We start from the raw sequence: 23,665 nt of genomic DNA on the forward strand, positions 1-23,665 counted from the left end.
GTAGTTATTTAACTGCTTTTAATTTATTAATTTAATCATTTTTTCCAGATTATTTATAAATTCTAATCTGTTTAAAATAATTATTTTATCATTAAATGGACTATAACCTTCAGATAAGCTTATTCCTCCCCACATCACTAGAACAATAGGATATTTGGATGTGAATTTATAACTCCTTTCAAAGTCTTTATAATAGCCCATTACCTTATATAAACTTTCACGCACATAACTGGTTTCACTTGAGTTTTTAACTTCAACTAAACGATAAAATACATCCTCATCTTTCTTGAATTCAATTATCACGTCCGGTGATTTAACAGACTTATTTATTTCATAGTTATCTAAAATTTCTAAATATTGTGATACCTCTTTAAGCATTTGTGGTGTCTTCTGATAATAAATAGTTATCTCAACATCCCCTACAGATGATATTACAGCATAATCATTTCCGGAATATAATAATTTTAGATTTTTATTTTCAGGTAATGTTTTAATCAAATTAAAGAAGACATAAATCTCATATAATTTATCTGGATTCGCTGCTTTAATTATGCGATTTTCAACCAAGTTTCTTAATATCTCAATGTCATCATTAATAAATAAGTCTTCATATAAAATGTATGCTTTTGCAACCAAATGGTACAGTTGATTTCTATTTTTATATGTTTTACGCAGATGTTTTGATTTTACCTCCTTAATTGAAGATATATCATCAAAATAAACTTTTTTCAATGTTTTTTTCGTCATTTGATAAATATTACTTATACTTTCCTGCCAATCCTTTGAATCGATTTTTTCCAGATTCAATTCATTTAGAAAAATGAAATCCACGAAATTCCTTTTTAAAAATATTATTTTATTTAAAATAAATTTTAATAGCTGATTTTCTTCTAAATCATAATATTTTGATGGTGGTTGGCATACAAATAAACTTTTATCATCATATCCCTGTGAGAATCTAGCTTTTATGGTTTGATTCCAATCTATACGTCCTTTAACTTGACCATGAAATTCTTCAGTTTCTTTTCTGGTTGAATGTGATAAATTACGGATTAACATAGGTATTATTTCAACTAAATTCTTTACTTCATCACTTAAAAGAAAATGAATGGCTTTTAGTGTATTTAAATCATCATGTGACAAATCAAATAAATCTTCAATTGACTTATTTAGATTATTTGATATATACCCCTTAAAGAAATATAGATGAAGAAACTCTTTAATTTCTTCATATATCAAATCCATATTCTTATCATTAAGTTCTGCAGATGAAGTTAATGAATCCGTTAAGCTACTTGTCATTTAATCACACTAAAAGTTGGGCAGTAATTCATCAAGTTGTTCTTGAAGATAACTTAATATTTCCAATTCATCAAAAAATTCCTTAATTTGAGATAATTTTGCTTTATTCAATCCTTCAAACTGAGGAATTATATATGAACTGATAGATTCAGATAATATTAATTCCTTATTTCTTGAATCTAATTCACTTCTAAACTTAATATAATCAATCATATCCTTAAAAATGGCTGGACCAAGCTTTCTATAATTAACTAAGCCATATAAATTAACTAACATTTTTGAATAGTATTCATCCAAGTCATTTGCCCATAATTCAATTAATTTAATATATTCATCTTTTTGTGGCAAATCAACTTCAATAAACATGAATCTACGCATAAACGCATATGATAAATCAAATAAACTGTCTTTATCATCCACATTCATGGTTCCGATAATTCTCCAGTTTTGGCCAATGTAGTAAGTTGCAGTTTTTTCGTCAAATTTACAATAATATTCATCCCAGATCTTGATTTTAATAGATTTTCCATTAATTTTAAAAGGCAATTCTATATTTTGGCCAGATAAAACTGTAAACAATTGGCCAAATGCCTTATCAATATCTGCACGATTAATTTCATCAATAATCAACCATTTATTTTCTGCAATAGCTTCTAAGAATTTTCCTTGATGAAATTCTAATGATCCATCATTGGTAGGCATTAATCCTCCAATTGTATCAAAAGTAGACCAGTCGGATGTTGCGGTTGTTAAAATAAAACCATCAATAAAATTATTATCACTAGCTACTTTAGAAAATTTAATGGCTAAATCCGTTTTTCCAGTACCTGGAGTTCCATCTAAAATAATATGTTTTCCGGCATTTAAAGAGGCACATAATTGATTCACGTTATTTTCATTAATTGCAAAGCCTTGTAGTTTAGATTCTAAAATAACTGGTGTTAAAACTAATGATTTATATTTTTCTTCAATTTTTACTTTTTTCTCATCTTTATGGATTTTTAAAAAGTCATGTGGAAGAAAATTACCATTTTCACTGGCATAATTTCCGTAATGGCTATCACACATCCAATGACATAATAAATCAAATGTATAAAAGTCTTTGAAATCAGATATTTTTCTAAATTTCTCTAAAAAATTCTTATATTTAATATTATTTTCCAAATAATTAGTTAGAGAAGTATCTAACTTTATTTCATCACCCAAAATTAAAGATAACAAACTAACTGTTAAAATAGATTTTTTATTAATGACCGTATAATAATCATCTAAATAATGTAAAACTGAGGATAATCTATTTGATCCAAATCCTTTAGAAAATTTATTTTGATTATATTCATCTAAAATTCTTTTTTTCTCTTCTATATCCTCTGTTTTAAGTAATTTTTCAATTACTTCGTAAAATAATATTGCTACTTGATTGATTTCATTATCAGAATAATTAAATTTTCCCTGAATTGATGATTTTATGGATTGCACACCTTCTTTGTGAAGTTTAACAGGCCTATCAATCAGACTTTCCCATATTGCATCAGCATCAGTTGGTGATAATTCATTCCAAACTTTGTTAATATGTTCTTTTTCTTGATTATGGAACTTTTCATGATTTTCACCAGATTCTGAATTGATATATTCCTGGCATGACTCAAAAATAAAATTTAAAATCTTATCTCTTAATTCATCATTAGTTTTTGAAATACAACATAACATTTCATTCCATTTTCTTGGGTGATTTCCCCAATCAACTAATGTATGTCTTGCAAAAATATTCTTTTTAATTTTTAAATCATCTGGCGTAAAAATCCAATCAACATTATAAATTTCATTTAAACCAAACTCATTTATATGCTCATTTTGCTGCTTTGGAATGTAATCACTTCTGACAATACCAATACCAGCTAAATTACTTCTACCTTTATTTGTAACTATGATATCTCCTTTTCTAATCCATTTGACAAACTTCCAAATCATGTTTGTTGATACTGTTGGATTAGAAAGTTCTGGTGTTAAATATTGTTTAAATTGCCATTTATTTTTAAATTTTGAAAAATCTCGTTCTTCATCTTCACGTGAAAAGCCAACACCAACATAGGAATTCTTTTTAAAATCATTCCACGCATCATCCGCATCTTCATAAGACCCTGGTGAAATCCTCCATATTCTAACACCATCATCTTGTCTTAAATCACTTGGAGGAACTTCTAAATCAAACAATAAATCATTATATTTTGGGATTAAATATTCATAAATTTTAATTAACTGAGATAAATCATTTTTGAATTGTTTTTCATCAAAATCATTTAATTTATAAAATTTAGATAGAATATCATCCTCATAATAAGTATTCTCATCAAAAACAAAGCCATTAGGAATATTAAAACTACTATCATTTAATGTTTCAATCAGTTTTTTTGAAAATTCAATTCTGATTTTTTCTGAAGGATCATTGCTGCCTTGTGTTAACAATAGATTTACTCCGTTTTTATCAAAATCAAATACATAAATTATATAAAAACCTTCTTTAAATGAATAATAATATCTTTTATTTCTTAATCCAGCCCAAGGATTTTTAGTCCAAGTACCCATTGTGCCTGGAGATATTTTAACATCATAATTATCTACTTTTGAAATATCGTTAACAAAAGTGTCAAAACTTTCTGTGAAATCATTTCTCATTTTAGAAGCAAAATCATTTCCTTTAAAATCTTTTTTACTTTCAATAGGATAGTTTAACAAAATTTCTTTAAAAATCTCACTTATCATGTTTTTGCCTTTTTAATTAATTAAATTATATTTTATCAATATTATATTAAATAATTTTTTTATCACAATTTTCACTTAATAAATTAACAACATATATTAATTCTAGACAATAAATAATAAATTAATTTAACATTAGGAGTCCATTAAATGTTCAAAGAAGATTTGGAAAAAGTATTAGATGAATTTTTGGATGCTAAAAAAAGAACTAATAAAACAAGTGAACCTATTGCACATTATATTAGAAAAGATATTCGCAATCATTTATCTACTTTATTAGGTGCTGATAACTTTATTGTAAATTCCTCTGCAGGAAGAGGAAATTTAGCAACTATTCCATGGATTGATATAGGATTAGCAAATAGGGATTTTGACAACATTAATATTGCTTATCTCTTTAGAGCAGATATGAGTGGTGTTTATTTAGTTTTGAGAACTTTTTTCTTTGGAGATCTTGAAAAGAAATACGGAAAATATCTGCCCGACTACATAAAATCAAAGAAAACTGAAATTAGAAACTTTATTAAAAACTCTGATTTCAATACCGAAAAGTATTACGAAACTATTGATTTAAAAAATAATTGGGCTATCGCTAAAAATCATGAAGAAGGAGTAATATTTGCAAAATTTTATAAAAAGGGAGAAATCCCATCTGATGACGAATTAATTAAAGATTTAAAAGAATTTATTGAAATCAATGAATATATTGCAGATAATTACGCCGAAGATATGTATTTAACATCTGAGGAATGGGTTGAAGCATTAGAAAATGATGAACTGATTTCTGAAAAGATGCACAGCATTTTAGAAATCATGTATAACTCAAAAGATTATACTGCCAGCACTTCACAAATTTCAGAAATCAAGGCACGTCAGGGTTTTGAAGGTGAACAATCATATAATTCCGAAATAGACGCTAATTCAAAAAGAGTTAAAGAATATTTCAATAAAACTGCATTATATGATTCAGATGATAAAGAAACCTTTTGGCAAAGATTATTTTACGGATTTAAAAAGGATAAGGCATTTTATTTTATATTAAGGGACGAGTTAATAGAAGCATTAGGAGAATACAATAATACAGAAAAAAATATTAAGGAGGTAAAAGTCATGCCGGAAACTGACTCATTTTATGGATATTTATTAAATAAAGGTTATTTATTTGAAAAGGAAACAATTGAAAACTATTTATTATCACTTAAGGTCAAACCATTTGTTATTTTAACCGGAAACTCAGGTACGGGAAAAACCAAATTATCCCAGTTATTTGCCCAATATCTAAGTGAAAATAATGATAATTATAAAATCATTCCGGTAGGGGCTAACTGGACTGAAAACAGACACATTATCGGATATTACAACATACTGACCAATGAGCATAAAAAGACCCCTGCATTTGAATTGATTGAAGAGGCACAAAATAATGACAATGCATTTTTCCTAATTCTTGATGAAATGAATCTGTCTCATGTTGAAAGGTATTTTGCTGACTTTTTATCCGCTATTGAAAGCAGTGAAGCTATTCCGGTTGAAGGAAGAGATGATTTGGAAATTCCTGAAAATCTATTTATAGTCGGTACCGTTAATGTAGATGAAACGACTTACATGTTTTCACCTAAGGTTTTAGACCGTGCAAATACCATAGAATTCAAAACGCACTCTGCAAAGGATTACATGACAAATACCATTAATACTGATGCACCTGACGGCGATATTAATTATCTGGAAAATCTTTTATTGGACTCAGACGTTAAAAATATGGACATTAATCAGTTAAGGCAAGAGTTTAGAAACGTTACCTACAACAATCAGGATTTCTGGGAAGTTTTGTCTGAGGAAATATTCAAGTTCCAGGAGATTTTAAAGAAATCCGGCTTTGACTTTGGTTTCAGAGTCATTAATGAAATCACACGCTTCATGCTGGTTTCATGGAAATATGAAAACTCTCCACAAAGCTGGAATAACTGGCAGAGATACTTTGACGCTCAAATCAAACAGAAGATGCTTCCTAAATTACACGGATCTCAAAAGGTCATTGGTCAAACTCTGGATGATCTTTTAGATGAATGTGGGGATTATAAAACTTCAAAAGTCAAACTTGAAGAAATGATTGATGTTTTAAGAAAACAAAGATATGTATCATACATTAATTAGGTTGGAATATGACTCAAATCGTTAAAATAAAAGCATATGATAAAGATTCCTTTATAGGAACATTCGTTATCAAATGTGAAAGCGACTATTGTGATGGGCTCTTTGAAGAAATGGATAATATCACATTGGAAAATGTTCCTGTTGTATATGAAAATTCATCTAAAATGCCAATAATATACAATAAAACTAACGAATTTGCCGATTTATGCTTAATCGAAGAGATTTTATATGAAATATCATTTGAATCTGAAATGGCCGGTATTGAAGCATTCTCCACTCTTCAAAGATTTGAAGATAACAGCCCTTTAACGTTAACTGAATTTAAAAACTGCTATAAAGGTTATCTGCAGTTTTCAAGCTATGTCGGTAAAACTTTTCTCGACATTACAAAAGATGGAAAATGTATTTTCAGATATCCAATTGAGATAAGATCAAGAAAACTCGATTATGATACTCATTATCCGATAATGATTGGAGATTTGTCAAAATATGCATCAGGTGTTATCTTTGAGTTAACTTCACCAATATATCAGGAGTTTAAATTAACGCAAAGTGAAAATCAAAGTCCCTATGAGAAATTCATGATTCTGGAGTATATTTTAAGACCTGAACATCTCCCATCAATTATCGAGTATTTATCCAGAAACCTCTATTCAACCCTTGAAAACAGAGAAAATGAGGTTCCAATATCTGTGGCATCCAATATCAATCCAAATGAATTGCTGAATGCCTATATTGATAGTGAAAACTTATATAAATTCCAGGACATTCATATTCCAGATAGAATTAATGAAACCAACTATGTTGATACAATTGATGTTGCTGAAAACAGATTCTACAAGTACTTTTTGGAATTGATTGAAGATTTGATTGATGAATTGCTTTTAAAAATCGAAGAAGGCTATGTTCATGACAAGCTTAAAAACTACAAAAACGAGTTAAACTATTACATATCACAAAAATACTTTGAAGACATATCAAGACTTGACCATATACCCCTTAATTCACAGGTACTTCAAAAAAAGGAAGGATATAGGGATATTTTATTATATTATCTGATGCTGGAATTCGGATTTAAATTAAACTGGAATACATTAACCAATAAATTCAAAGGACATGAAAAGAAAGTCTTTGAACTTTACGAATACTGGTGTTACTTTGAATTAATCCAGATTATGGAATCAATCTGTGAGTCCAAAGTGAAATTCAAGGATATTTTCGAGCCCGGAGAAGACATGGTCTCCATTAATTTAAAAGAAGGAATAATGAATAGTTTTATCTATAAAGATATGAAAATTGATTTACTTTACAATAAATCATTCAATAGAGGAAATAAAAACTATAATTCATATTCCGTTACATTAAGACCAGACTATACAATATCTGTCCATAAAAATGACAAAAAATATTTCATTCACTTTGATGCCAAATATAAAATGTATATTGATTCGGAATCTTTTAAAAATGAGGATATTGTTAAGATGCATGCATATAAGGACGCATTAAAAAATACAATCGGATCATATATTCTTTATCCCGGAACGAAAAATAGGATATTTTATGAAGATGAATCTGAATCAACTTCTGTTGGAGCATTTGGGTTAACTCCTGGTGAAAATAATGAAGATAAAATAGCATCTTTCATTATAGAGCAAATTAATAAGATATAATTGAAATATATATTAAAATGAATATGTAAGTTATTGGTGAGATTATGGAAAAATATTGTAAATCTTGTGGTGCAGTCTTTAACGACTTAAAATTTAAGATATGTCCACATTGTGGAGAAAAACTAGATACACGATTTGGAAGGCAACCAATACCTCGTAAACTAAGACATGAAGTATTTATGAGAGATGGGTATCGTTGTAGGGAATGTGGTGCAAGCAAAGAGGAAACTAGTCTTGAGATAGACCATATTGTGCCTGTGGCTCGTGGAGGGACTAATGACATTGATAATCTCCAGACATTATGTAGAGAATGTAATCGAATGAAACATACCGACACATGGGTTGGTGGAGAAACTGATTTAGATAGTTTAAAAAGACAATTATCCCAATTAAATAATCTTTTACATGATAAAGAAGAAACATTAAATCAAGCAACTACTGAAGAAGAAGAGATTATTATAAAATATGATATAATTAAATTAAATGAGAAAATACAGGATGTTGAAGAAAAAATTCAACAAGAAGAAACAAAAATCAAAGATAACATAATTAAGAAAAAAGAAGCTGAAACTAATGATTTAACATATAAATGGTTATATACTTCAGTTTCAGATGAAAAATTATCCCTTTTATGTGATTTATTAATGGTTAACAATCCTGTGAAAATGAATGCATTGACATCTCAATTTTTTTTAAATACAAGCTTCAGTAATTATGGGCATATATCCTCATGGTATAAAAATCCTGATGAAAAATATGATTGTTTAACATATTATATAGTTAATCCTTTTAAAAAGAGGTATGGATTTATTAATTATGTAATTGATATTAATTTTGAAAGAAAGGGATTGTTGTTTGTTAATTCAGAGGAGATTCTTAATGAATTTAGTGGAAAAAAAGATGGACATATTGAGACGGGAATGAATGGTGAATATTTCAAAGATATATTTACTTTTGAATTTGCATTTAACTTTAAGTTCTTAATTGAATTAGGGGAAGATAGGTTTCTGTTGGAAAAAGAAAAATATCTGCATTATTTATCTGAATATTTTTCATTAGATGAACTTAAACAATCACTTAAAGAAATAGATGAATTTATGGATAAATTTAATAAGTTAGGTGATTTAAAAGACATATTTCTTTATAATTCAGAAAATAATTTAAATAATTCAAAATTAAGACTTTTATATAGTGAGTTAAATATATCTGGTTATCAATTACCTTTTTATAAAATAAAATATATTCTTGATAATTATTCCAAAGAAGAAATAGAAGCTAAATTAAACTATATTGATCACATTTTTGATGTATCTGAAAATCCAATAAAAATAGGTATTAAAGATGAAAATATCTTAAGTTTTCTTTTTAAAGAATTATGTATTGATGATTCATTTCCATCATATTCTAAATTTAAGATTTTACTTGAAAATTATTCAGAAGAAGAAATAAAAAATACAATAAGTTATATAGAAGATATTTTTGAAATTATTAAATATGAAATAAATAATGAACCAAATTCGGATAAGTCTTTAAATGATATTAAATATATAAATGAAAGATTTATTTCAATTAAGAATGAAATTTTAGAATTAAGCGATATAAAAAATAAATTATTAAATAAAAATGTTGATTATGACTTTTTATCATTTTTCATTGACTATGATGAAAAAAGTGATATGATTAATTATTTATTGTTAAATTATTCGATTGAGACCATAAATAAAATGATTGATTAAATATTTAAATGTAATTTATCTGAATACTTTTTGACATGATTTTTAAATCATATAATAATTTTGACTCAATATAATCAGAAGATTTATGTAAAGGAATAGAATAAGAGAATATAATATTTTTTCCAAGATAGAAATGATAAAGTTTATGAACTATGTTATTAGATGTTTCTTCTTTAAGATATATATTATTTATATCCCATTCTTCTACTTTAAGTGGTGATTCATTTTTTTCTAAAATATATTTTATACCACACTTTCTAATAGGATTATCTTCTATTTTAATCTCCATTTTAATTTCTTCATTATCACTAAGTTTTCTAATTAATATACAAAGTATATTATCTTTACCCTCTAATTTAGTATAATAATTTGGATAATTAAACTCAAAACGTAATTTATCGGATTCTGTTTCGAATGGGAGCCTATCTGAATTTTTGCTATTAATTATGAGTTCTGCATAGTTAAGAGGATAATAATATGTTTTTAAGTTTATTTTATTATTATTAACAATATTTATTAATCTTTTTCTTCGTTGAATTTCTTCATTGTTTAATTTAGGGAATTCATATTCATCTAATAAATTATTTCCACAATCACAAATGAAAATATTATGTTTTGATAGTTTTTTTCCACATTTTGGACAAAAATTAATCAATTCAAAATGTTCTATTATATATTTTGCTTTTTTAATCATTAAATTAAGTTCAGGTTCTATTTCATCAATACTAATTTCTTTATTTTTAATTTTTCTTTTTAATAATTCTCGAATATTATATCCTGCAGCAAAAGTATCTTTTGATGGGTTAATCAATACTAAATTATTTTCTCCAAGTAACATAGTGAATTCTGGAGAAAAATTAGAACCGCCAGTTAACTCTTTTAATTTTTTTTCTTCAGGAGTTTTTTTTCTAAATAATGCCATTTCAACACCTTTATATTATAAATAATATTTTTATTTTCATATTAAATATATTTAGGGGATCTGAATTTTTTAGTTTTCAGATATGGGTGTTTTTGAGTAAATCCTTGAAATATGATTAGAGCTCCTAAAAATACATTATGTAGAATACCATTTATCAAGATCAACTCTTTTAGTTTGGATTTTCACTAGCTATTTTTTAATATCCTCAAGTAAATATCACTACACAGTCATCATGAATGGCCTGATTTGGATATGCAGTAATTTTCTCCAAGAATTCCATAGCCCATTTTTTCGTAAACTCTGTTCTATCCTTTTCAACAATATAAATTCGATTTTATAAATGACTAAAAATAATAACTTAATTTAAATTTTTTCTATTAAGTCATTGAATTCCATAGAAATATGTTTAATCGCTAAATTTAATCCTTTTGAAAAAAGTTCATCAGCATTATCAATTAATTTTTCTTGAAAATCCTCCTTTTTAACTAAATTAACATACTCTTCAAAATTAAGTTCATTAAATTCATTTTCATCAATAGAAATATTAAATGTATAAAACATGATTATTTTATTTAATATTAAATTTGCATCATCTTCTAGATATAATGATAAAAATAATGTTGGAAAACTAAGAAATGCCTCTTTAAAACTAAAATAAGGAATAAAACCTAATTCTAAAAATGTTATAAAAATATGGATTATTTGATTCCAATAATTGTATAACAAACATAAAAACTTCATCATATAATTATTATCAAAACTAATTGGAATTCTATTTTCATATTTATCTAATTTTTCTTTAAGAGATAAATTATTATCTTCTTTTTCAAATTCAAATAAATCTATGTTTTTCTCAATTAATATATTTTCAATTTCTTCAATTGAATTAAATTTATTGCTGAAAGAATTAGGTGATGAAATCTCTGTTTCAAATATTGATGAAAGTAATTTATAAAAAATCTTATTTTGTGATTTAATTAAATCTTCATGATATACTGAAATAATATAATCTAAAGGGAGAATATAAAAATAAGAATTATAACTTTCTAATAGTTTTAAAGTATTAGTAAATGATCTTTTAAATATTGAAAGTATATCAAAAGAATCTTGCATAGTGTTATTTAAGAGGTCTTTGAATTTTAGAATAGGTTCATTAACAATATGTTCTTGACCAAAAGTTTTGAAATAATAATGCTTGTTATCTTCAAATTCTAAATACATTGATCCTGCTAAAAATAATGTTTCTTTATCACTAAAATAATCTAAATCAAATAAAAATTTATCCCTATTTTTTCTCCAAAAAATATCAACTTCTTCAACAATTTTTGAAATTTCAATTAAACTTAGGTTATCACAGAATATAATATCTCGTTTTGAGTTTAATAAATTAAAATAATCCTTTTGAATATCATTTAAATAGGTTATCTTTTTACTCATTTTTTACCTCATATTTTGATAGAAATTCTTCAGATAATGGGTAATTTTCATTAATGAAACTTAATAATTTTTTAAATACCATTATCGCATCTGGCAGGACATCAGCTAAATTCTTATTTAAATGAACATCAGGAACATTATGACCCAAATGCAAAGGATTTTCACATTTTAACATTGAACTTTCACGAACAGCACCCCATAAACCATGAGCATAACTGGATTCATAATCATAATAAACATCAAATAGCTCCTTCTCATTAACTTTAATTGCTTTATCTCTAATATTAGTTTTGTTTTCAAAATTTCTAAAATCTACATTTTGAAACATTTCATCAATTTGTTCATTGACTAAAAAATCAAGTAATGTTGGATTTAAATGTGAATTTTCAAATTCATCAATTTCACGAGCTTTAATTAAAATAAGTTTATATTTTCCAATACCATACTCCTGATATTCTTCCCATAGACCGGGTTTTTCATCTTCTTCATTATTAATAAACTTTAACATTATATAAATTTCAATTATTATTCTTAAACTCAATCGACCCATGACTTTGTTTCTAAGATTACATTCAACTAATTCATTTAAAATTTTCAATGCATAAACTGAGGATCCGATTATTACATTAAATTTTGAATCTTCTAGTTCACTATGCATATTGTCTATAATCAATTTCTGAAATTCAACTTTAATATCTTCAATAAAATTTTCATCCATTAAATATTCATTTTCATATCTTCCATATTTCAATTTACAATCACCAACTTCCAATAATTCCTTCCAAAATAATTTTATAAATACTGAATCATGTTTATAAATCAGGTATTGTAACGAACCAAACATACTCCTAACAGTTGGTCGATAAGTTCTCATTTCCCATTCTTCATGATTTGTTTTTTGATAGTAATATAATGCATCAAAAGCAATTTTAACATCTTTTGTAAAATGAATAATTTGTCTAATAGTCATGTAAAAAGTCAAAATCACATATTGGACATCTGTTGAACCATCAGATTTATTATGTCCATAATTATCTGTGACACTTTCTAATATCTTTAGTTTTTCTTCAACAGACATCCCCTCTTTAAAGAAATATTTAAAAAACAACTCCTTATCCTCACTATTAAAAACAATAGTTAAAGGATTCAATATTTCAATATTAATATGTTTTAATAGAATTTCGTAAAACTCTTCTTGTTTTTCATTCTCTAAAGAAAAAATATATGATAATTGTAATGATTCAAATTCAAAGGACAATTTCTTGATGTCATTGAAAATAAATGACAATATTGCAAAAGCAGGTCTACGACCATAATAATCAACTATCAAAGCAATCCAAATAAAATCTGGAAAGCATTCTTTCATCCAACTATAATAAGTAATATTACCCATTTGGTTAATTGGAGATTTTAGAATACCTTTTTTAGGATTACCATGATCTTTTAATTTATCATAAGGGTGTTTTCTCATAATAATAGATTTAATAATTAACCATAATTAAGTTATCCAATAACATTCGAAACAATTCCTGTAACGTAATGAAAATAGAAAAGTTCGTATAATAACAAGTAGGGGGTGTTCGCCAAATCTAATTTTTTGATTTTTTTGTCGAAAAATTTTTGACTTATTTTTTCTTACTTTTCATCAATTCACTCTAAATCTACTGTGATTTAGGTGTATCCTCATTAACACTTCTAAATTTTAATTATTTTAATATTTAATTTTCCAAATTAAATTCTAAGTAATTTAATAATGGTAAAGTTTATATACTTTGTTTTATATACTTAATATTAAGTATTAGTTAATTTGGAGTTGTATTTTATGGTTCAAAGAAAAATTGATAAGAATCAAACAAAATTGGGCATTGTGACATTAGGTAGCAACATTCCGAAAGATTATATCTCTCGTTTTGTTGTTGGTTTTATTAAAGAGGTTTATCCGATGTTAAACTTCGAAGAACCTAAAAATAAGAAAGGACGAGAGTCCTTACCTATAGATTCTATGTTAAAATTGCTTGTTTATGTTAAAATAGAACATGTGGAAAGTGCCAAGTACATTGCAACATGGCAAGGTATCATGAGGTTTATAGGTTTGTTTCTGATGAAGTACAACCATCAGAACGCTCAGTCCAAAGGTACAGAAGAGAATACCGACATTACTTTGAAGTATTGGTTCAAATGACTTTAAAAAAAAGCTTCAGATTTAGAATTAACTGATTTTAATCACGTTGCAATCGAATGTAACTATTAAAAAAGCATACAATTCCAACAACAATGTCATCAGCAAAAAAGAAACACAAATATTACTCGATTACTTCAACGGACTCCAAATTAGTCAGGAAAAGCTTGATAAATTGCATAATCCTGCTAAAAAAATATTGGAAAACAAAGACATTGATGTTGAAGATAAAATAGAACTATTATATGACATTGAAACCCAATTTACATTCACAGGACAAGATAAATACCGGTAAACGACATAGAAGCAAGATTCATGAAAGGAAAGAAAGGAAACTTCATGGTTGCCTACAATATCCAATCTGCAGTCGATTACGAAACCAAATTAATCTGCGCAATAAACGTCACACAAAACCCTACAGACCATTATGAACTACCACCAATCGCAGAAAGAGCAATAAAAAACATAAAAACAACCCCAAAATACATAAGCGCAGATACAATATACTTAAACCAAATAAGTTTATCTTATTTGGCAGATAAAAAAATTGACGGATTAATACCAACTAGAAAACAAACAAAAGAAAAAATAGGAAAATTAAATCCAAATAAATACCACAAGGACAATTTCGATTATGATTACGAGTTAGATGCATTTAAATGCCCAGAAGGACAATATTTTACACTTTTTCGGACAATACAATGAACCACACAAAGATCCTGAAAAACCCGACAAAATAAAAAGACTTTACAATAACTACGAAGCTTGTAAAAACTGCAAATCACGAAACAAATGCTGTTCAACATCACAAACACACAGAACCATCACAGAATACGGCTCAGAAATGCAAAAAGCAATGAACCGTAAAATGGAAAAACAAGAATATAAAGACGAATACGCAAAAAGATCAAGTGTTGAAGGACCATTTGGAATATTAAAAGAACAATTCCAAATAGAAAAAGAAGTAGTCATCGGAATGATACGAACGGAGGAAAGACTATATTTAGACGCATTAGCATACAATCTAATCAGATTATACAACATAACTCAAGAAATAAAGAATTCAACAGAAGATTTGGAAGATTTTTGTGAAAGAGAATCAGTAATACACCAATTAAAACTCGATGTGACAGTATTTTAAAAAAATCAATAAGTCTGCCAAAAACTAATTTTGGCGGACACCCTTGTTTATTATATTTTTTATATATTTAGCTATTATATTTGTTGCAATTTTTCAGTGAAATAACTATCATTCACAAACATGTTTAAAAGGAAAAAAAATACTTTTCAAATGCTCTAACACAGATTTTTTATATTTCAAAAAATAAATTAAATACTATATCCATAGGAGGTGATAATAATTGAATGGGCAAAAACCACAAATGAGAAATAATACAACATATATTCGATTTAAAAATACTGATAACCTAAAAGAAAATCCTGAAAGGTTAATTGCAATTTTCAAAAAATATAATCCTAAAATTGAAGTTGATTCAAATTCACTTAACCAATTAATAGAAGGAAATATTGGAAAAACTTTTGATTTAGTTTTTAATATTAATACCAAAAATGAAAATGATTTTGAAAATATGAAAAAAGAAATCGCAATTGAAGTTCAAAAATTAGGATATAAAATTAATTCTAATTTTATTAAAATATAATATTTAATATTAAATAAAAGAAAATATTATTTAAAAATCAGATTTTCTTATTTTCTTATTTTTTTCAATAAAAAATACTTATAAATTAATTATATTTGTTATGAATCCCTTCTCTATGTTTTTCAATAGTGACTCTAATAATAATATCAATAAGATTTATTTCATATCTATTTGAAATAATAATATTCTGGTTCTTCCAACATTTGCCTTAAATCATAAAATGGTCTGGGTTTAATTGAATTGGGATTCATCAAACAATAATTTTTCAATAGTTTAATATTCTCCGTTTCGTATTCCTCTAATTTAGATTTCTGTACTTTAGTAGCTACACTCTTTTCTTTTTTTACCAAATATTTTAGCTATTTGAGATGAGTCAATTAAGATACTATATTCGATTAATAGTAATGTTATTTCTTTTCCTTTAATTGTTATTGTTGCTGGATTTAAATTTTCAGTATCTAGAATTAGTTTCATTATTATTACCTCATTTGCAAATAGGAATATAATTTAAAATATATTTTTGTATAATAATAACAGATTAAGTTTTAAGATAAAAAATAATTAAAATGAATTTTAAATTATAATAAATTTAAAAATTAAATAATGAGTATTAGTTTAAAATAGATTCATATAACATGATTAAATATGATTGGGCAGTAATCATTGAATTTATTCAATTTATCAAATTTTAGAATTTAAATATTCCAAAAAAGGATTTTAAAAATCCAATGTTTATAATATGTTCATATATGTTGAACTATTCATCGATGAACAAAAACTATTTACCCAAATTAGTATTTCTTAATCTTAATAATATGTCAGCAAATGGACTATTCGTTTTATTAATTAACTTCCCATCACATCTACCAGTAATTAATTTTGATATTAACCCATCTTCATAATCCCAGTTATTTGCATCATTACTTACACATATTCGACATTTAAAAATATCAAATAAAACAATTAATACAAAAAATTTATCATGACTCTTTATTAATGAAATTTTATGAATATAATTTCCATTTGAGCAGTTCACTAATGATGAACCATAATGATAATTCATAGTATTATCATGAGCTACTTCACAAACCCTTCTCACACAGAAATCTAGTTTTTGTTTATTATAACTAAATTTAATATTAATATTTTTAGAGAATACATCATATTCATCACTAATTATCATATGCTTTAAAAAATATGCCATTTCATCATCAAAGTATTGAAAATCTAAACAAATACATGCAAATTCATAGGCTATTTTTATAAATAATTCACCAATAATTCGAATATCAACATCTAAAACAAAATCTTCTGGTTCCCCGATTTCAAGTTTTTTAATATTTTTAATTATTTCATATTCTTGATTATCATCCGATTTAAGAGAGTTTATCTTTCCCTTAATCATATTTTCTACGAGTTCTTGAGATTCTTTTTGATCAACTTCAATTGTAGTGTCACTATAATCAAAGTTTGGTTTGGTGTACATCAATAAATATCCATCTTCATTTGCACCTATGGAAGTAGTATCTTGTTTAAATTTAATAGTTGGAGTTATATATTTATTAGAATTACGAGATTTCAATCTATAAAATGCACGAACAAAATTAAAAACATCATTTTCACCTAATTTTTTTTCGAAATCACCACCAAACTTACTATTACAATCCTTACAGATGTTATGAATTACTTTTTCCCCACCTAAAAACTTAGGAACAATATGTTCTCTAGAGAAATTAGCTTTTACAATCTCAGTTTTACAAAATATACATTTCATATTTACCCACATCCAAATGAAATATTAATAGGCCTTTAAAATAAAAATATTAATTATTTGACAAATTTACCCGAGATTAATCTCAAAACAAATCTAATATACTCATAATAGATTCCTCACCACCGCAAAACTAAATTTGGCAATTGAATAGTTCATTAAAACAAAATGATTTGAAATCCTATCATTAACTATATTCTCTATTCAAAATAAATATTTTACCCTTGATTATAGTTTAATTATTTATATATTATTTTTATAAGATAAATAATTTTTATTTTTCATGTTGGGTGTCAGTCAAAAGTGATCTTTTGACAGGACGGTATGTTATTGTTACATTGAGTTCTAATTGGTTTTTTGTTACTATGCTTTCGCAGAAATCAATTATATCATCTTTGTTGTTATTTTTTTTTGTTTTAGATTGTAGTCTTTTTATATTGTATGCTAGTGCGTCTAGGTTTAGTCTTTCTTCGGTTTTCACTACTTCGATGACTATTTCTTGTCTATGTGGAATTATTCTTTGAATATTCCAAATGATTCTTCTATGCATGGTTTTTTGCCGAATTCTTCTTTATATTCTTCTTTTTCCATTTTGTGGTGCATTGCTCTTTGTATTCTTTCGCAGTTTTCTATGATTGTTCTGCGTGTTTGTTTATCTGTAAAACAGTTGTTTTTTGAACTCAGCTTTTGCAGGCAGAGTAATTGTTGTATATTCTTGTTATTTTGTCGAGTTTGCTTGGATCTTTGTTTGGTTTGGCGTATTCTCTAAAGAAGTACATAAATTATCCTCCCAGACAATAGAAGGCATCTATTTCTTCTATGTATGTGAAATGGTCTTTATGTAATGGTTTTAGGTTTAATTTTCTTATTTTTGCTTTACTTTGTTTTCTTGTTGGTATTGATTCGTTGATATTGTTGTTAGTGAAGCATGGGGGCTTATTTGGTTAAGTATATTGTATCTGCACTCATGTGTTTTGGTGTTTTTCTTATGTTTTTTATGCTTTTTCTGAGATTTCTAGTAGTTCATAATGGTCTGTAGGGCTTTGTGTGACGTTTATTCCGCAGATTAGTTTTGTATCGTAATCGACTGCAGATTGGATATTATGGGCAACTATGGAGTTTTCTTTCTTTCCTTTCATCATGCGTGCTTTTATATTATTCATTGGTATTTTATCTTGTCCAATTAATATGAATTGTGTTTCTATATGTATTGTCATTTCTGACGGTATTATGCCATCACAAACGAACTTATAGATGCCATAATACTTCGTCATGTCTACAATAATCCTAGCACTTTCTATATGCTCTAATTTAGCATAAACAATCAATTTTAACATGGAACATAAGTTATATGAAGGCCTGCAATTCTTTTTTTATTTACTTCAATATCCAATTTTGGATAACATTCTTCGATAAATTCCACAACAAAACGAGAGATATAATCATTCGGAACATTAAGATTATTGCCCATAATCTCCAATTTACTATGATTCTTGTCAATATATTTCATAACTATAAACAAACAATCCAAAACAATTAATGCCGAATATAAACTATATACAACATTGCACATAAATATTTCTATCATTAAATCAATTTATATTATCTATAGAGAATAATAAATAACTCATAATAAAAATAAAGTAATAATAAAACTAAAATAAATATGTGGAGTAAAATTTCATTTGTAAATTGAGAAAAGAAGAAAAAGATAACAAAGTTATAAAAAAAATTAAATTAAAAATCTACTTTTGTCGGACCCCCTTTAGAAAATAAAAAATGAAAACAAAAAAGATTATGCTAATTTTAAATTGCCTCATTGCCATAAAATTTGAACACAAAAAGAATTTATATTAACATGAATATAATTATCATTAGATATTCTATGGCTAAAGACAATTTAAAACTTGAAGAATTACGAGCTATCTTTAATAGAGAAAATTATAGAAAAGATAGTCTGCAAAGTAAAGCATCCTATTTTCTGGGTGTTATCTCAATTGTAGTTACCATAATTTGTACTAATTTTAATCTCTTCAACCCAATTGACAAATACTTTTCTTATGTTGGAGGTTTTATTTTATCTGGTTTGATATTGTCTTTTTTATTATCACTTGGTTTTTGTGCATTCATATTTCTTCCTAAAAATTACACACATCCTTTTGATTTTGATAATTTTGATGAATCTGTAGAAGATCTCGACAGCAAAAACGATGAACTTGAAGAATTACTGGAGGACCAGTATATTACTTCAATTAAAACAAATCATGATTTGAATAACCAACTAGTCGTAAACTTAAAAATTTCAGTAATTTCTTTTTTAGTCTTTTTAATATTCTATTTCCTTATGGTGTGTTTATTATGAAATGTTCTGACTGTGGTAAAACTCTTAAAAAGTATTTTGCATTTAGCGAGAAAAATGAAAAATATTATTGTATGGATTGTTGTTATAAATATGTTAACAAAGGTATTGTATTCTTTAAATGTAAAAATAATAAATTAATTAGACTTAATGTTGGAGTTAGTGGTGCTGGTGGAGGAGATATTCATGATAAGTTCTATGAAAATAATAAATGGTTGTTAACACATGGAAAAATATGTGAACATGCATTAGGTAAATTTAACGAAAATAAACCAATATTTTTTTGCGAAGATAGAATAATACTGTGCCACGACTGTTTTTACAAATCTAATTTCGATATTGCTGATCCAATATTAAAATTAAATGCAAATAAATTCATGTGGTTAATTCCATACACTTATGACCCTTACAATCTAAAATTTGATTTTACTTGCGACAATACTGGAATTAAAGGAAATTGTGTTAATTTGGATTTATCTATTGAAAATAATAGAAAATATCCAATAACGGACATATGTATTAAGATTGAAGCATTTGCACAAGATATTGAACATTACTGGGGAGAAGCAAATCCCACCAAATATTTAATTTTAAAAAAAATTCCTATTGAATCTATTAACCCTAAAGAAGAAATACATCTTCCGTTAGACTGTTATATTCCATTAGATGATGAAGTTAAAGAAAATGATTTTGTTGATTATCCATTTGAAGACGAATATTATGAATTTCAAGAACCTAATAAGAAATTAAAAGTACCAAATAATTTAAAAATATTTGTGCATTTTTCTTATAAATCATATTCTGGTTTCCAATATTATAGCTATGTTAAAAGTAAGGAAATTAAATTAAAATCCAAGAAAAGGTGAAATATTGAAAAGAACAAAACAACATAGAATTGATGCAACTGCAAAATCTATTCTCATGAAAATAAGTCCTAAAAATTGGTCTCTTTCAGAACTTAGCGAAGATTATGGTATTGATTATTTCGTACAAGTTTTTGATAGGGATACTGATGAGGCCACAAATATTTCATTTATAATTCAACTAAAAGGTACAGAAAAATATAAAAAACATGGAAATCATGTTAAGTTCCAAATAAGAACAGATTACTTGAAATATTACTATAACAAAGTGGACAAACCAGTGTTTTTAGTAGTTGTGGACGTTATTAATGAAGAATATTCTTGTTTATTTATTCAAAAATATATCAATGAAGAATTAAACATTAAAAGACCAAATTGGAAATCACAAGAAACTGTTACAGTAGACATACCAATTAAAAACACCTTTTCAAACTCTAAAATTATAGAGCAAGTTGCTGAAGAAGGTTCATCATATTGTAATTTATTAATAAATGGTATTCCAACTCAAGAACTTATGTGGAAAGTTAATAATATAACAAATGACCCTATAAAAAAATCTGAAGATTTGAAAAATAAATATTCTGAAATATATAGTGCTCAAACAAGGGTTGGTTTTGAATTTATACATAATCAAAATGATTCTATTAATGCTAAAAAATCTTTTCAATCTATTTATAATAAAACAAAAGATGATAAAGACAATATAATTCATCATTTAAATTCTATTGCTGCATTAATTTCATTTTGTGATTTGGAAAATAAAAAACAATTATTCCATTTTATCAATGAAGGATTAGAATTATCCATAGAAAATAATATTACATATTTTGAATACTATTTTAACGGTCTAAAACTAGAAAGCCAATCTTTAATTTTGCAAAATGAATTGCAAAAAAACTTATTAATACAGAAAATATCCGAAAATAACAACTCTTCTAATAAAATTAAGGAATACTTGAAAAAAAAGATATATATTGAAAATAACCAACTTTACACACTTTATGGAAATTTTATATTATATCTAATAAAAATTATGGATAATAAAGAATTATATATGTTTCTTGAATTAATGAGGATGTTGCTTGGTGTGTTAATTAATCATGTTTATATAACTTATGATTTTACAACAAAATATGTTTTAAATTTAATGTTGAACAGAATTGAACAATTAATAGTCATATTTTCTAAGATTATAGATGTTTCAACAGATTTTTCTCATTATAAATACGAATTTTATAAATACAAAATACTTTATCATTACCTTAAACAAGATTGTTATCCTACAAAATTACTGGAAGAATATGAAGAATTAGCCAAACAATATGATGTAAAGTACCATATTAACTTAATAAAAAGTTTAAAAGAACAAATATCCAAGCCAGTGCCAAATAAAGATTTTTCGGATATAACCTACAATGATTTACTTGAATTATATGAAAAATTATTATTAATTGAAGGAATTGATTTGAAGAACAATAATGATGAAACTATTAATTTAAAACAAGCAATCAAAGACCTTAATCCAAAAAGAATATTGGACAACTGCATACATTTAGAATTATGTTATGTTCCTAATGAGATTCCATCTAAGTTAAGATTATATTCTGAAGGACTAAAAATATTATATTGTAAATATGGAAAAATAAAATCAAATTGTAATTTAGATAAAGCTTTTGCTAGTTTCAATAATGAATTTTGTAGCAATTGCAAATACAAAACAACACAGGATATTGAGTGGAACCTTGAAAAGAAATCTTATGTGAAATCTAATGAATTTAAGAAAATTTTAAAAGATAAGTATTATTATGATTATCAAAAAGGAGAATATTAATGTTAAAATACTTCAAAAAAATTATAAATTTAGTTTTTGATAACCTTTTTGTATTCTTAATCTTTGTATATTTTTTCATGATTTTAGGAATATGCACAAAATATTATTTTAAATTGCCAAATTTTGATTATGGCATATTAATAGTATTATTCATTCCAGCAATATATAATCGAATTATTTATTCTTTAGAAACTCGAGATTTAAAGAGAATTGATAATGACAACAACTTAAATATTGAAGAAAAACAAAGGAAAAAATCAAAAATTGATTTAAAATATATGACTTCAAAATTTATAATATTAATAAGATTTTTTCTAATAATAATTGTTTCATTTAGTTTTGGGGTTTTAATTCATAGAAACTACAGTATAAGTATGATTCAATTTATTTCTACATTATTATATGGTTTTTTCATGTCCGTTTACTTAGGTTATACTTTTTTATATGAAGCTGATGATCGGAAAAGAGCAGAAAACTTCTTTAACATGAAAACATTACTGCCTCTTCTTGGGATTATACCAATTATATTTAATTTCATTTTTGAAGATATTATCAAAATTATTGCTAATTTATCAAAATACGATTATTCTATGTTTGCATTAACTTTCGCATTATTATGTGCAACATTATCTGTTTTATCATTTACATATGCAATGGCATTAAACTCAACTAACGAACAGGAAAAAGAAATTAAAAACAACATGCTAAAATCTGGCGAATATTATTTCATATCCACAATCTTCTGCCTGTTCTTTTTATCAAGTTTGTTTATCTTATCTTACATTTTGAATTCAGTGGATTTATCCTCATTAGACAATATAAATATATTTAACAGAGAATATTTCACAATTGCAAATTGTTGTGTATTAATGATTGTGTCTTTTTTTATTACATTTATTTATTCTATGAAATATTTATTAAAAGGCATTTACTTATCATTGAAAAATTTACCATTTGACTATGACTTGTTTAATAATTAAAATGATAAAAATAAGGTTATTTAAAAATAAAGAAGTTATT

General features: G+C 25.7%; 17 protein-coding genes and 1 pseudogene. 9 read left to right on the top strand and 9 right to left on the bottom strand.

Annotated features, from left to right (window positions below):
* Positions 1-18: 18 nt before the first annotated feature.
* The gene (locus F3G70_RS06790; RefSeq protein ID WP_149731951.1) at positions 19-1,302 is read right to left on the bottom strand and encodes a hypothetical protein; all 1,284 of its coding nucleotides are present in this window, start codon (positions 1,300-1,302) and stop codon (positions 19-21) included.
* A gap of 9 nt (positions 1,303-1,311) precedes the next feature.
* Entirely contained in the window at positions 1,312-4,065 is a 2,754-nt protein-coding gene (locus F3G70_RS06795; protein ID WP_149731952.1) for an MrcB family domain-containing protein, read from the bottom strand.
* A gap of 147 nt (positions 4,066-4,212) precedes the next feature.
* Here F3G70_RS06795 and F3G70_RS06800 point away from each other — a divergent pair, with 147 nt between their 5' ends.
* From F3G70_RS06800 to F3G70_RS06810, 3 genes are read left to right on the top strand one after another with little or no spacing between them, the layout of a single operon-like run.
* Positions 4,213-6,216: an MrcB family domain-containing protein gene (locus F3G70_RS06800; protein ID WP_149731953.1), complete on the top strand. Its 2,004-nt coding sequence runs from the start codon at positions 4,213-4,215 to the stop codon at positions 6,214-6,216.
* 8 nt (positions 6,217-6,224) lie between these two features.
* A complete protein-coding gene (locus F3G70_RS06805; protein ID WP_149731954.1) occupies positions 6,225-7,886 on the top strand; it encodes a DUF2357 domain-containing protein in 1,662 nt (553 codons plus the stop codon).
* A gap of 44 nt (positions 7,887-7,930) precedes the next feature.
* A complete protein-coding gene (locus F3G70_RS06810) occupies positions 7,931-9,622 on the top strand; it encodes an HNH endonuclease (RefSeq protein WP_149731955.1) in 1,692 nt (563 codons plus the stop codon).
* Between the two features lie 4 nt (positions 9,623-9,626).
* Here F3G70_RS06810 and F3G70_RS06815 read toward each other — a convergent pair whose 3' ends face one another.
* From F3G70_RS06815 to F3G70_RS06825, 3 genes are all read right to left on the bottom strand, one after another.
* On the bottom strand, positions 9,627-10,544 hold the full coding sequence (locus F3G70_RS06815) for a hypothetical protein (RefSeq protein ID WP_149731956.1): 918 nt from the start codon (positions 10,542-10,544) through the stop codon (positions 9,627-9,629).
* A gap of 363 nt (positions 10,545-10,907) precedes the next feature.
* Entirely contained in the window at positions 10,908-11,981 is a 1,074-nt protein-coding gene (locus F3G70_RS06820; RefSeq protein WP_149731957.1) for a hypothetical protein, read from the bottom strand.
* On the bottom strand, positions 11,974-13,452 hold the full coding sequence (locus F3G70_RS06825; RefSeq protein ID WP_149731958.1) for a DUF5677 domain-containing protein: 1,479 nt from the start codon (positions 13,450-13,452) through the stop codon (positions 11,974-11,976). The genes F3G70_RS06820 and F3G70_RS06825 overlap by 8 nt, the downstream gene beginning before the upstream one ends.
* Positions 13,453-13,803: 351 nt before the next feature.
* On the opposite strand from F3G70_RS06825, the pseudogene F3G70_RS12540 reads away from it, so the two are divergent.
* Together F3G70_RS12540 and F3G70_RS06835 are read left to right on the top strand one after the other, a co-directional pair.
* Positions 13,804-15,301 (top strand): annotated as a pseudogene (locus F3G70_RS12540) (transposase).
* 220 nt (positions 15,302-15,521) lie between these two features.
* A complete protein-coding gene (locus tag F3G70_RS06835; protein WP_149731959.1) occupies positions 15,522-15,821 on the top strand; it encodes a hypothetical protein in 300 nt (99 codons plus the stop codon).
* A gap of 318 nt (positions 15,822-16,139) precedes the next feature.
* On the opposite strand, the gene F3G70_RS12280 is transcribed toward F3G70_RS06835, so the two are convergent.
* The 4 genes from F3G70_RS12280 to F3G70_RS12290 form a co-directional block, all read right to left on the bottom strand.
* Positions 16,140-16,295 carry a hypothetical protein gene (locus F3G70_RS12280; RefSeq protein ID WP_223166033.1) on the bottom strand — a complete coding sequence of 52 codons (156 nt, stop codon included), beginning with the start codon at positions 16,293-16,295 and terminating at the stop codon, positions 16,140-16,142.
* Positions 16,296-16,599: 304 nt separating this feature from the next.
* The gene (locus tag F3G70_RS06845; RefSeq protein WP_188118105.1) at positions 16,600-17,595 is read right to left on the bottom strand and encodes an HNH endonuclease; all 996 of its coding nucleotides are present in this window, start codon (positions 17,593-17,595) and stop codon (positions 16,600-16,602) included.
* A gap of 992 nt (positions 17,596-18,587) precedes the next feature.
* Positions 18,588-18,734 (bottom strand): hypothetical protein, encoded by a 147-nt coding sequence (locus tag F3G70_RS12285; protein WP_223166034.1) that lies wholly within the window; start codon positions 18,732-18,734, stop codon positions 18,588-18,590.
* Positions 18,735-18,922: 188 nt separating this feature from the next.
* On the bottom strand, positions 18,923-19,102 hold the full coding sequence (locus F3G70_RS12290) for a hypothetical protein (protein ID WP_223166035.1): 180 nt from the start codon (positions 19,100-19,102) through the stop codon (positions 18,923-18,925).
* A gap of 348 nt (positions 19,103-19,450) precedes the next feature.
* Here F3G70_RS12290 and F3G70_RS06855 point away from each other — a divergent pair, with 348 nt between their 5' ends.
* Genes F3G70_RS06855 through F3G70_RS06870 form a run of 4 tightly spaced genes read left to right on the top strand, consistent with a single transcriptional unit; the run spans position 19,451 to position 23,625 of the window.
* On the top strand, positions 19,451-19,954 hold the full coding sequence (locus F3G70_RS06855) for a hypothetical protein (protein ID WP_223166036.1): 504 nt from the start codon (positions 19,451-19,453) through the stop codon (positions 19,952-19,954).
* Positions 19,951-20,817, top strand: coding sequence for a hypothetical protein (locus tag F3G70_RS06860; RefSeq protein ID WP_149731962.1), 867 nt, complete (start codon positions 19,951-19,953; stop codon positions 20,815-20,817). The genes F3G70_RS06855 and F3G70_RS06860 overlap by 4 nt, the downstream gene beginning before the upstream one ends.
* A 4-nt stretch (positions 20,818-20,821) precedes the next feature.
* Positions 20,822-22,645: a DUF4365 domain-containing protein gene (locus tag F3G70_RS06865; protein WP_149731963.1), complete on the top strand. Its 1,824-nt coding sequence runs from the start codon at positions 20,822-20,824 to the stop codon at positions 22,643-22,645.
* On the top strand, positions 22,645-23,625 hold the full coding sequence (locus tag F3G70_RS06870) for a hypothetical protein (protein ID WP_149731964.1): 981 nt from the start codon (positions 22,645-22,647) through the stop codon (positions 23,623-23,625). Before F3G70_RS06865 ends, F3G70_RS06870 begins: the two co-directional genes overlap by 1 nt.
* Positions 23,626-23,665 lie beyond the last annotated feature (40 nt).

It is taken from the genome of Methanobrevibacter millerae (assembly GCF_900103415.1).
GTDB lineage: Archaea > Methanobacteriota > Methanobacteria > Methanobacteriales > Methanobacteriaceae > Methanocatella > Methanocatella millerae.